8 protein-coding genes are annotated in these 12,551 nt (G+C 59.6%); 4 read left to right on the top strand and 4 right to left on the bottom strand.

Annotated features, from left to right (window positions below; genetic code table 11):
- Window positions 1-87: 87 nt before the first annotated feature.
- The 3 genes from glgB to CKW14_RS24280 form a co-directional block, all read right to left on the bottom strand.
- Window positions 88-2,319 carry a 1,4-alpha-glucan branching protein GlgB gene (gene glgB, locus CKW14_RS24290; RefSeq protein ID WP_095050725.1) on the bottom strand — a complete coding sequence of 744 codons (2,232 nt, stop codon included), beginning with the start codon at window positions 2,317-2,319 and terminating at the stop codon, window positions 88-90.
- A gap of 2 nt (window positions 2,320-2,321) precedes the next feature.
- Complete coding sequence (gene treS, locus CKW14_RS24285; RefSeq protein ID WP_095126257.1) at window positions 2,322-5,663, bottom strand: maltose alpha-D-glucosyltransferase; 3,342 nt, start codon at window positions 5,661-5,663, stop codon at window positions 2,322-2,324.
- Between the two features lie 147 nt (window positions 5,664-5,810).
- Window positions 5,811-7,808, bottom strand: coding sequence for an alpha-1,4-glucan--maltose-1-phosphate maltosyltransferase (locus tag CKW14_RS24280; protein ID WP_095050723.1), 1,998 nt, complete (start codon window positions 7,806-7,808; stop codon window positions 5,811-5,813).
- 217 nt (window positions 7,809-8,025) lie between these two features.
- Between CKW14_RS24280 and CKW14_RS30030 the strand changes: the two genes are divergently transcribed.
- On the top strand, window positions 8,026-8,184 hold the full coding sequence (locus tag CKW14_RS30030; protein WP_003224520.1) for a hypothetical protein: 159 nt from the start codon (window positions 8,026-8,028) through the stop codon (window positions 8,182-8,184).
- Between the two features lie 125 nt (window positions 8,185-8,309).
- On the opposite strand, the gene CKW14_RS24275 is transcribed toward CKW14_RS30030, so the two are convergent.
- Window positions 8,310-8,822, bottom strand: a complete 513-nt coding sequence (locus CKW14_RS24275; protein WP_095050722.1) for an MgtC/SapB family protein — start codon at window positions 8,820-8,822, stop codon at window positions 8,310-8,312.
- Window positions 8,823-8,946: 124 nt separating this feature from the next.
- Here CKW14_RS24275 and CKW14_RS24270 point away from each other — a divergent pair, with 124 nt between their 5' ends.
- From CKW14_RS24270 to mapR, 3 genes are all read left to right on the top strand, one after another.
- A complete protein-coding gene (locus CKW14_RS24270) occupies window positions 8,947-9,195 on the top strand; it encodes a DUF3203 family protein (RefSeq protein ID WP_095126256.1) in 249 nt (82 codons plus the stop codon).
- Window positions 9,196-9,390: 195 nt separating this feature from the next.
- Window positions 9,391-10,821, top strand: a complete 1,431-nt coding sequence (gene ccoG / locus CKW14_RS24265; RefSeq protein WP_095050720.1) for a cytochrome c oxidase accessory protein CcoG — start codon at window positions 9,391-9,393, stop codon at window positions 10,819-10,821.
- A 314-nt stretch (window positions 10,822-11,135) separates the two neighbouring features.
- Window positions 11,136-12,545, top strand: coding sequence for a GntR family transcriptional regulator MpaR (mapR, locus tag CKW14_RS24260; protein WP_007919188.1), 1,410 nt, complete (start codon window positions 11,136-11,138; stop codon window positions 12,543-12,545).
- The last annotated feature ends 6 nt before the right edge of the window (window positions 12,546-12,551 follow it).

Raw genomic sequence — 12,551 nt, 5'->3', positions numbered from 1 at the left:
CTTCGCGAGCAGGCTCGCTCCCACATTTGGAATGTATTTCCCCTGTGGGAGCGAGCCTGCTCGCGATGGCAGCGACGCGGTCTCGGATCAGCCCTCTGGCTTGAGGATCAACACCGCCAACGGCGGCAGATTCAGCTCCAGCGACAACGACTGGCCATGACTCGGCACTTCCTCGGTAAACGCCCCGCCGCCATTGCCGTAATTGGAACCGGCATAGGTGTCGGCATCGCTATTGAGCAATTCAGTCCAGCGCCCGGCAAACGGCACACCCACGCGATACGCCTGACGCGGCACCGGCGTGAAGTTGGCCACCACCAGCACCGGTTTACCCTCCTTGCTCCAACGCAGCCAGGCATAAACGCTGTTGATCGCATCGTCACCGATCAACCACTGGAAACCCTGCGGCGCGTCGTCCTGATCGTGCAGCGCCGGCTCTTCGCGATACAGCCGATTGAGATCGCCGACCAGTTTCTGCACGCCCTTGTGCTCAGAATACTGCAGCAGATACCAATCCAGTTGCTGATCGTGATTCCACTCGCGCCACTGGCCAAACTCGCAGCCCATGAACAACAGCTTCTTGCCCGGGTGCGTCCACATAAAACTCAGATACGCGCGCAGGTTGGCGAATTTTTGCCAGCGATCGCCGGGCATCTTGTCGATCAGCGAGTGCTTGCCGTGCACCACTTCATCGTGGGAAATCGGCAGGATGAAACGCTCGGACCAGGCGTAGACCAGACCAAAACTCAACTCATTGTGATGATGCGCGCGGTACACCGGATCCTGCTGAATGTAATGCAGCGAATCGTGCATCCAACCCATGTTCCATTTGTAGGCAAAACCGAGACCGCCCTGCTGCGTACTTTGGCTGACACCCGGCCACGCGGTTGATTCTTCAGCGATCACCAGTGCGCCCGGCGCTTCCAGTTCGACCACGTCGTTCAAATGCCGCAAGAAGTCGATGGCCTCCAGATTTTCCCGGCCGCCATGGCGGTTCGGCACCCATTCGCCAGCCTTGCGCGAATAGTCGCGATAGAGCATCGAGGCCACCGCATCGACGCGCAGGCCGTCGACATGGAAATGCTTCAACCAGTGCAACCCCGAAGCGAGCATGTAGCCATGTACTTCGGTGCGGCCGAGGTTGTAGATCAGCGTGTCCCAATCCTGATGAAAACCTTCCAGCGGGTTGCCGTATTCGTACAGCGCGGTGCCGTCGAACTGGGCGAGACCATGAGTATCGGTTGGGAAATGCGCCGGCACCCAGTCGAGAATCACGCCGATCTCGGCCCGGTGGCAGGCGTCGACGAATTCAGCGAACTGCGCCGGCGAGCCGTACCGCGCACTCGGGGCGAATTGCGAGAGCAGTTGATAACCCCAGGACCCACCAAACGGGTGCTCCATGATCGGCATCAGTTCGATGTGAGTGAAACCCAGTTCCTTGACGTAGGGAATCAAGCGTTCGGCGAGTTCCGGCCAGGTGTACTGGCGGGCGACTTCACCGAGATCATCCAGTTCGCACTGCCACGAACCGGCGTGCAGTTCGTAAATCGACAGCGGCGCGGAATGCTTCTGGCGGTCACGGCGGCTGCTCATCCACTCCTGATCCTGCCAATCGATCTGCAGTGGCTCAGCGACTTTCGAGGCGGTGTCCGGCGGCAGACTGGTGGCCAGCGCCATCGGGTCAGCCTTGAGCGGCAGGATCCCGTGAGCGCCAAGAATTTCATATTTGTACAGCTCGCCTGCTTGCAGGCGCGGGATGAACAATTCCCAGACCCCGGACGGATGCCGCAAGCGCATCGGATGGCGGCGGCCGTCCCAGACGTTGAAATCCCCCACTACGGACACGCGCCGGGCATTCGGCGCCCACACGGCAAAACGCACACCGTCGACGCCATCAACGGTTTTCAATTGCGCGCCGAGACAGGCGCTGAGATCACGGTGATTGCCTTCGGCGAACAGATACAAATCCATTTCACCGAGTAGCTGGCCAAAGCTATAAGGATCCTCTGCAACCTGTTCGCCGCCGGCCCAGCGCGTGCGCAACTGATACGGCCGCGCCTGATCGAAATGGCCGACAAACAGCCCCGGCGTTTCGGTTTGCTCCAGCGGACCGCGTTCTTCACCGCTGTCCTTGTCCAGCACCACGACACTCAGCGCTCCGGGCAGATAAGCACGAATGAACTGCCCGCCAGCGCCATCGCCGTGCGGGCCGAGAATGGAAAAAGGGTCGTGATGTTCAGCGCGGACCAAGGCATCAATATCTTTCGCCGAGGGCAGCAATGTTTCTTTAACCGCACCCTGTTCCTTGTTCGAGAAACTCATGACTACTCTCCACCAAGATCGGAAAAGGGTTTAAGCCCCGTCAATAACCCATACAAACCGTGCAACGGCACGGGCAGCCACGTGGGGCGATTTTCGGCTTCATAGGCCACTTCATAGGCCGCCTTCTCCAGGCCGAACAACGCCAGCGCGGCGTCGGCACCTTCGGGATCTTGCCAGGCATGATCAAGACTAGCTGCCGCGCGGCGATATGCCTGAACAAATGCCTCGCGGGCCTCACGCAGATAGCGCTCGGCGACTAGACGCCGCGCCGTTTCAGACTCGGCGCTGTGGTCAACGTTGTGCACGTTGATGGTCATTGCGGCCGCATAATCGAAGGAGCGCAGCACGCCGCTGACATCCTTGTACGGACTGTGTTTGCCACGACGCTCGCCCAGTGGCCGCGCCGGTTCACCCTCGAAGTCGATCAGGTAGGCATCGCCCTTGATCACCAGCACCTGGCCCAAATGCAGATCGCCGTGGACGCGAATGCGCAAACCGCCGACAGCTTTTTTCGCCAGATCCTGCACGTGCGTGAGGATGGTTTTCTTCTCGTCGATCAGGCGTTTGACCAGTTTCTGATCCGCCGCATTGAGTTCGCCCTGATGCTGCTTGAGCAGTTTCAGCGCGTGTTCGACCTGCGCCACAACATCCTTGCCGGTGGCCTGCATGTCCTTGGCCGTCGACACCTGTGGGGCGAAGTCGGCATTGTCGGTGGGCGCGGCGAGCACCTTGTGCATCTCGCCCAGACGCTGACCGAGCATGCCAGCAAAATCCTTCAGCTCACTGAGGGCGTTGTAATGCTGTTCCTGTTCGGACATGGCATCGGCCAGCTCATCGCGCAGCGCCCGTTCAAGGTTGTTCTGCGTCCATTCCCAGGCGTCGCCCTGATTGCTCAGATAGCCTTGGGCGATCATCAGCAGATTGTCTTCGCCCTTGGCATCGCGGCGAATCACCGAGCCGAGCAGCGGAGAGATATTGGCAAATCCGGCCTCGGTCAGGTAAGCGCTCATCTCCAGTTCCGGGTGTACGCCAGAAGCGACTTTGCGTATCAGCTTAAGTACCAGGCTATTGCCGATCACCACCGAACTGTTTGATTGCTCGGCAGACAGATAACGCACTTCCGACTCGGCACTGAGGCCAAGCGTTTCCAGATGCGGCGTCGGTGCAAAGCGGATTTCGCCTTCGCTCGACTCCAGCACGGCGTTGTTCTGCATGCCTTGCAGCACCGCACGAATAAACGTTTCAAGGCTGAACGCGTCAGTAATCAAGCCGACCTGTCGCACTCGGCGTACACGGGACAAGGCCAATTGCTGCGGCAACGCCGGGCCGACCTGATCTTCGGAAATAAAGCCGAACGGCAACTGATAACGACTGGTCTGCCCGCCACTGGTGACTTCGATTTCGCTGAGCAGCACCGGATGCTGCGCATCGCCGAAACGCACGCCGTAGGCCAGATGCACCTTGTCGATGGCCGCGTCCTTGCCGGCGAACCAGCGGCGATTCTGCAGCCAGCTCGGCAGGATGCTTTGCTCCAGCGTCGTGCGCGACGGCGCTTCGAGCAGTTCTTCCATGCGTTTTTTCAGCACTAGGGTGGTGAAGTCCGGCAGGCTTTGCGCCGGTTCCACGTGCCAGCTCGGCATCTGATTTTCCGCCGCCAGTGCAAACCAGTAGAAACCGTACGGCGCTAACGTCAGAAGAAAATTCAACTGGCCGATCGGCGGGAAGGCGTTACCGCCGAGCATCTCCACCGGCACCATGCCGACGTAGGCCGACAGGTCCAGCTCCACTGCTTGCGCACTGCGCGAAACGTTGGCCACGCAGAGAATGATTTCGTGTTTGCCATCGGCATCGGTGAATTCACGGGTGTAGGCCAACACGCGACGGTTGTTCGGCGAGAGCATTTTCAACGTGCCACGGCCGAACGCCTTGGACTGTTTGCGCACAGCGAGCAAGCGTCGGGTCCAGTTGAGCAGCGAATGCGGATCGCCGGACTGGGTTTCGACGTTGACCGACAGATAGCCGTATTGCGGGTCCATGATCGGCGGTAGCACCAGGCTGGCCGGATCGGCACGGGAGAAGCCGCCGTTGCGGTCGATCGACCACTGCATCGGCGTACGCACACCATCGCGGTCGCCAAGGTAGATGTTGTCGCCCATGCCGATCTCGTCGCCGTAATACAGGGTCGGCGTGCCCGGCATCGACAGCAGCAGGCTGTTGAGCAATTCGATGCGGCGGCGATCACGCTCCATCAACGGCGCCAGGCGACGGCGAATGCCGAGGTTGATCCGCGCGCGACGGTCAGCAGCGTAGTAATTCCACAGATAGTCGCGTTCTTTATCGGTGACCATTTCCAGGGTCAGCTCATCGTGGTTGCGCAGGAAAATCGCCCACTGGCAGTTGGCAGGAATTTCCGGGGTCTGGCGCAGAATATCGGTGATCGGGAAACGATCTTCCTGAGCCAGCGCCATGTACATGCGCGGCATCAGCGGGAAGTGAAACGCCATGTGGCATTCGTCGCCATTGAGGCCCGCCGCATCGGTATCACCGAAGTACAGCTGAGTGTCTTCAGGCCATTGGTTGGCCTCGGCGAGTAGCATGCGATCGGGGTAATTGGCGTCGATCTCGGCGCGGATCTGCTTGAGGACGTCGTGGGTTTCCGGCAGGTTTTCGTTATTGGTGCCGTCACGCTCGATCAGGTACGGAATCGCGTCGAGGCGCAGGCCGTCGATGCCCATGTCCAACCAGTAGCGCATCACCGAGAGCACGGCTTTCATCACTTGCGGATTGTCGAAATTCAGATCCGGTTGGTGCGAATAGAAACGGTGCCAGAAGTACTGGCCGGCGACCGGGTCCCAGGTCCAGTTGGATTTTTCCGTATCGAGGAAAATGATCCGCGTGCCGTCGTATTTCTGATCGTCATCCGACCACACGTAAAAGTCCCGCGCCGCCGAGCCGGGCTTGGCCTTGCGCGCACGCTGGAACCACGGGTGCTGGTCGGAGGTGTGGTTGATGACCAGTTCGGTGATCACCCGCAAGCCACGCTTGTGCGCCTCGGCGATAAAGCGCTTGGCGTCGGCCATGGTCCCGTAATCGCTGTGCACGCCACGGTATTCGGCAATGTCATAGCCATCGTCGCGACGTGGCGAGGGATAGAACGGCAACAGCCAGATGGTGTTTACGCCGAGGTCAGCGATGTAATCGAGTTTGGCGATCAGGCCGGGAAAGTCGCCGATCCCGTCATTGTTGGAGTCGAAAAACGATTTGACGTGAACTTGATAGATCACCGCGTCCTTGTACCAGAGCGGGTCTTTGATAAAGGTGGCTGCCTTGGGTTTCTTCGCCATGTGAAACTCCTGCTGAATGCTTTAAAAGCGCCCCACGATGATCGTTCCCCCGCTCCGCGTGGGAATGCCGCCATGGACGCTCTGCGTCAGTTTCTGGGACGCGGAGCGTCCCGGGATGCGTTCCCACGCAGAGCGTGGGAACGATCATTACGTAGCGGTAATTCGCCAGATGCCGAATGGCTGGTACGCCGGGTCGATGCGCATGAACTGATACTTGCCGTGCCAGTCCCAGCGATGCCCGTTCATCAAGTCTTCGCCATGGGTCGTCGCATCGTCGGGCAGGCCCATTTCCCACAGCGGCAGTTCGAAATTCGCCTCCTGCACGTTGTGCGGATCAAGGCTGACCGCGACCAGAATGAAGTTGCTGCCGTCAAAGCTGCGCTTGCCGAAATACAGAATGTTGTCGTTCCAGGCGTTGTAGACCTTCAGACCCAAATGCGTGTGCAGCGCCGGGTTCTGCCGGCGGATGCGGTTTAGCTGGGCGATCTCGGCAATGATGTTGCCCGGCGCGGTGAAGTCGCGGACGCGGATCTCGTACTTCTCCGAGTCGAGGTATTCCTCTTTGCCCGGCACCGGTGCCGACTCGCACAACTCGAACCCCGAATACATGCCCCACAAGCCTGAACCCATGGTCGCCAGCGCCGCACGGATCAGAAAACCCGCGCGCCCGGATTCGTGCAGGAATGCCGGGTTGATGTCCGGCGTGTTAACAAAGAAATTCGGCCGGTAGCATTCGCGCCACGGCGATTCATTCAGCTCAGTGAAATACGTCGCCAGCTCAGCCTTGCTGTTGCGCCAGGTGAAATAGGTGTAGCTCTGCGTGTAACCGACCTTGCCCAGCCGCGCCATCATCGCCGGCGTGGTGAACGCTTCGGCGAGGAAGATCACTTCCGGGTACAACGCGCGAACATCGGCGATCAACCATTGCCAGAACGGCAGTGGTTTGGTGTGCGGATTGTCGACGCGAAAGATCTTCACGCCCTCTTCGACCCAGCCAATAACGATGTCGCGCAACTCGACCCACAGGCTCGGAATGGCGTCCGGCGCATAGAAGTCGACGTTGACGATGTCCTGATATTTCTTCGGCGGATTCTCCGCGTATTTGATCGTGCCGTCCGGGCGCCAGTTGAACCAGCCCGGATGCTGCTTGAGCCACGGGTGATCCTGGGAACACTGAATGGCGAAGTCGAGGGCGATTTCCAGACCGTGATCGGCGGCGGCAGCGACCAGTCGACGGAAGTCCTCGCGAGTGCCGAGTTGCGAGTGAATGGCTTCGTGGCCGCCCTCCTCGCTACCGATGGCATAAGGGCTGCCGGGATCATCGGGGCCGGCGGTCAGGGAATTGTTGCGCCCCTTGCGATGGGCGCGGCCAATCGGGTGGATCGGCGTGAAATAGAGCACGTCGAAGCCCATGTCCTGAATCATTGGCAAACGCGCGTGCACATCGTTAAAAGTGCCATGACGGTGGGGATCGTCGGTGATCGAGCGCGGAAACAGTTCGTACCAACTGGCAAATTCGGCCAGTTCGCGTTCAACGTCTACCGGGAATTCCGGACTGACGCTCAGGTAGGCACGGTGATCGGCCTCAGCCATCAACTGCGCACTGCGCGAGTGCAGGAACAGCGCGACTTGCTCGGTTTCGAGCAGCCCGGACAATTCATGGTGCAACGCGGCGAGCTGTTCGCTGAGCTGACCTTCGCTGCGCTCGGCGGCCTGTTGCACCATGCTCCGGCCTTCCTGCAACTCCAGCGACACCGGTACAGCAGCATTGTGTTTCTTCTCCAGTTCATACTGAAAACTGGCGAATTGGTCGATCCACGCCTCGATGCAATAGAGGAAGCGCCCTTGGTGTTCAGGGCGGAACTGGCCTTGCCAGCCGTTATTGCCCTGATCGGTCATGACCTCGCTTTGCCAGGTGTCTTCGCCTTCCTCGCGCCAGCGGATACGCACCGCGAGTTTGTCGTGACCGTCGGCAAACACCTTGCTGGTGACCACCACCTCACGGCCGGCAATCGACTTCACGGCGAACTGCCCGCCATCGAGGGTCGGCATGGTGTTTTCGATGGCAATGCGCGGCAGCAGCAACGCCTGCGACAGCGGCATGTGCGGGTTGTAGCTCAGTTCAGAAGGTCTTTCAGCAGTCATTGAGCATCTCTCCTTAACGCCCCAAGGACGCTCTTGTGCCGGATCAGTGTTCACAACGAAGCGCCTGCCCCGAAATGAACTCACTTAGGTTCCGAGCGACCGGCGCCGGGAAAAGTTCAGATGAAATTGCCGTGTCAGAAAAGCGGATCGAATTGCGTGCAGGGTGGTCAATCCACTTAAGCACTTCTCACGCCATGTGCCACACGGAGGTCATCAGATGAATATCCCGATCCCGGCCGAAACGCCTGATCCGAACATCGACAAACCCACGCTGCCCGAGACCGAGCCGCAGCCAATTCCCGAGCAGGAACCACCCGGCACCACGCCACCGCCGAAAGAAGAACCACCAACGACGATGCCACCAGTCATCGTCTAACTGATCATTCCCACGCTCCGCGTGGGAATGCAGCCCCGGACGCTCCGCGTCCCAAAGCGGACGCGGAGCGTCCATTGAGGCATTCCCACGCAGAGCGTGGGAACGATCAACGTGGCAACGATCAGTCAGTGATCATCAGTCTTCTCCTCTTCTTTTTCGAAGAGTTTTACGATGCGCGGCATCACGCTGAAAATCCCCAGCGCCAAAAAGGTACTGAGCAGCGCCGTCGCTTCCCGGCCCAACCCGGTCGCCACACCAATGGCCGCCGTCATCCACAGCCCGGCAGCGGTGGTCAGGCCTTTGACATGGCCTTCATCGCCTTCCTTGTTTTTCAGAATAGTCCCGGCACCGAGAAAGCCGATCCCGGCAATCACCCCTTGCACCACGCGACTCATCGCATCCGATTCCGCCCCCGACGTCTGCGGCACCAGCACAAACAGCGCGGCCCCGAGCGCCACCAACATATGCGTGCGCACCCCGGCAGCCTTGCCCTTGTGCTCGCGTTCAAAACCGAGAATGCCGCCCAGAATGGCGGCCATCAGCAGGCGCACGGTGATGCGCGTCAATTGCGACGCATCCGCGACGTCGGCGAATTCCGCCTGCAGGGTTTGCCACACTTCATGCCACCACGCGTTCATCGTGCAGTCCTTGTTATTGGGTCTATAGAGGATGGACAGCGACGACCATTAATCAGTTGCGCAGAACGATCAGCGCAGCGTGCGCCCTAACATTTCAGACACCCCTGAAAAAAGGACTGCCCTCATGCCCGTTCGAGTCGATCAATCCAACCCCGAACAGAAAGTGTGTTTTTTCACCGTTGAACATGGCGAGGAAATTCGCATTTGCGACACCCTGGAAGTCATGACGGATAGCGAAAAATCCATGTCATTCGTGGAAATAGAAGGCCGGCGCGTTTACATCAGCGAAAAAGAAGCCGATGCCTTGACCGTTGCCGGTGCCAAGGACGGTCGCAAACACCTGAAAGCCGACGACAGTGATTCGGTGATTTGACTGACCCTGATCAACACCCCGCGCAAACGTCTGCGATAGGCGTTTGCGCCTTTGTCTGCGGGCTGCTTCAAGTTGTCGCAGGCGCTGCGCAAAAAGCCATCTGATCCGCTTTTTATTGAAATACCTGAGTCTGTTATGCAAACAGATCGACGCTCATAGTGCTCTGGCCTGATGGAGGCTGATGAGCGAATTACCATGAGCGAACAAATCCCCGTCCGAACCGTAGAAGCATCTCCAACTATCAAAAGTGTGCCCGCACGTCCAATGAAGGCGACGGCCAAATCCAGCGACAACCAGATCCACACCCGCAGCTTCACCGGTCTGTTCCGCACCCTGCGCATGAGTGGCGCGGGATTTCTGTTCGTGCTGTTTTTCGGCACCGTGTGGCTGAATTGGGGCGGACGTCAGGCGGTGCTCTGGGACCTTTCCGAAAGCAAATTCCACATCTTCGGCGCGACGTTCTGGCCGCAGGATTTCATCCTGCTCTCGGCGCTGTTGATCATCGCCGCATTCGGCCTGTTCGCCATCACCGTGTTCGCCGGCCGGGTCTGGTGCGGCTACACCTGCCCGCAGAGTTCGTGGACGTGGATTTTCATGTGGTGCGAGAAGATCACCGAAGGCGAGCGCAACCAGCGCATCAAATTGCAAGCCGCACCGTGGAGCCTGAACAAACTGGCACGGCGTGCAGCCAAGCACACCTTGTGGCTGGCGATCAGCGTGCTGACCGGCCTGACCTTCGTCGGTTACTTCACCCCGATCCGGCCACTGGCCGAAGAACTGCTGACCCTGCAAATTGGCGGCGTCAGTCTGTTCTGGGTGCTGTTTTTCACCGCCGCCACCTACATCAACGCCGGTTGGCTGCGTGAGGCGGTGTGCATGCACATGTGCCCGTATGCGCGGTTCCAGAGCGTGATGTTCGACAAGGACACCCTGGCGATTTCCTATGACGTCGCCCGTGGCGAAAACCGTGGCCCGCGCAAACGCGACGTGAAACCGCTTGAGGCTGGCTTGGGTGATTGCATCGACTGCCAGTTGTGCGTGCAGGTCTGCCCGACCGGCATCGACATTCGCGATGGCCTGCAGATGGAATGCATCGGCTGCGCGGCGTGCATCGACGCTTGTGACTCGATCATGGACAAGATGAACTACCCGCGCGGCTTGATCCGCTACAGTTCCGAGCGCGAACTGCAGGGTGGCAAAACCCACCTGCTGCGGCCGCGTTTGATCGGTTACACCGTGGTGCTGGTGGCGATGATCGGCGCATTGGCATTGGCGCTGGTCGAGCGGCCAATGGTCTCGCTGGACGTGACCAAGGATCGCGGGTTGTTCCGCGAGAATGGTCAGGGCCAGATCGAAAACATCTACACCCTCAAAGTCATCAACAAGACCCAGCAGCGCCAGGACTACAACCTGAGCCTGGTGGATGGCGACGGCTTCCAGTTGCAGGGCAAGACTGAACTGAGCCTGGCCCCGGGGGAAATTGTCGATGTGCCGGTGTCGGTGGCGATGACCACGGAACGCCCGGCCAGCAGCTCGCAGACCTTGAGTTTCAAGATTGTCGACAGCGATGAGCCTGAGGTTTACAGCGTGGCGAAGAGCAGGTTTGTTGCGCCGATGAATCGCTGAGCCGTTAGAATCTTTTTCCCTCACCCCAGCCCTCTCCCGGAGGGAGAGGGAGCCGACCGAGGTGTCTGTCGCTATACATCGACCTGACAGACCGAATCGACTATGGATTCAGCAAAGCACTTTCAGGCCGAGTCGATTACGGATTTAGCAAAGCACTTTTCAGGCTGAGTCGATTGTGGATTCAGCAAAGCACTTTCAGGTCGGTGTAGTTCGCAAGCATCCCCCAATCAGTCCCCTTTCCCTCTGGGAGAGGGCTAGGGTGAGGGGCAGTTCCCCTGACACACCTCATCAACAACCAGCACCAAGGCTCCTCGATGAAACGCTACGAAAAATTCGCCGACGACATCGCTGAACTGATCCGCTCCGGCGTCCTTGGCCCCGGCCAGCGCGTGCCCTCGGTGCGTTACGCCAGCCAGACCTACGGGGTCAGCCCGTCCACGGTGTTCCAGGCCTATTACCTGCTCGAACGTCGAGGCCTGATCCGCGCCCGGCCGCGCTCCGGCTATTTCGTCAACACCCATGCACCGAGCCCGTTCTCGGAGCCGGTGATCAGCAGCCACGTCAACGATTCCACCGAAGTCGACGTCAGCGAACTGGTGTTCTCGGTCCTCGATTCGATCAAGGACCCGAGTACCGTGCCGTTCGGTTCGGCGTTCCCCAGCCCGACCCTGTTCCCGTTGCAGCGCCTGTCGCGTTCGCTGGCCAGCGCGGCCCGCGAGATGGACCCGCGCATGGTCGTCACCGACATGTCGCCGGGCAATCCGCAACTGCGCCGGCAGATAGCCCTGCGCTACATGGTCGGCGGCCTGATGCTGCCGATGGAAGAGCTGCTGATCACCAACGGCGCCCTTGAAGCGTTGAACCTGTGCCTGCAAGCCGTCACCGAACCGGGCGATCTGGTGGCCATCGAAGCCCCGGCGTTCTACGCCAGCCTGCAAGTGCTCGAACGGCTGAAACTCAAAGCCGTGGAAATTCCCGTGCACCCGCGCGATGGCATTGACCTCGGCGTACTTGCGCAAACCCTCGAACGCCATCCGATCAAGGCCTGCTGGTGCATGACCAGTTTCCAGAACCCGATGGGCGCAACCATGCCCGAGGCGAAGAAACAGGAACTGGTCGAACTGCTGCGCCGTCATCAGGTGCCGCTGATCGAAGACGACGTGTACGCCGAACTCTATTACGGCCAACAAGCACCGAAACCGGCCAAGGCGTTCGACACGGAAGGTCTGGTGATGCACTGCGGTTCATTCGCCAAAAGCCTCGCCCCCGGCTACCGCATCGGCTGGGTCGCTGCCGGGCGCTACGCGCAGAAGATCGAACGACTGAAACTGATGACCTCACTGTGTGCGTCGATGCCAGCGCAAGCGGCGATTGCCGACTACCTGCAACACGGCGGTTATGACCGGCACCTGCGCAAACTGCGTTACGCACTGGAAGAACAGCAGAGCGCGATGCTCGCGGCGATTGCCCGCTACTTCCCGGCGCAGACGCGGGTCAGCCAACCGGCGGGCGGTTACTTTTTGTGGCTGGAACTGCCACCGCAAATGGATTCGCTGAAGTTGTTTCAGATGGCACTGGCGCAGGGGATCAGCATTGCGCCGGGGCCGATCTTTTCGCCGACGCAGCGCTTCAGGAATTGTATTCGGTTGAACTATGGCAGCCCTTGGACCGAGGATTCGGAAAAGGCCATGGAGACATTGGGGCGGATTGTGCGGTCGTTCTGAAAGATT

Origin of the sequence: Pseudomonas sp. Irchel s3a12 (assembly GCF_900187485.1) — a bacterium.
GTDB classification, from domain to species: Bacteria; Pseudomonadota; Gammaproteobacteria; order Pseudomonadales; family Pseudomonadaceae; genus Aquipseudomonas; species Aquipseudomonas neuropathica.
This window is presented reverse-complemented; position numbering and strand designations above follow the sequence as displayed.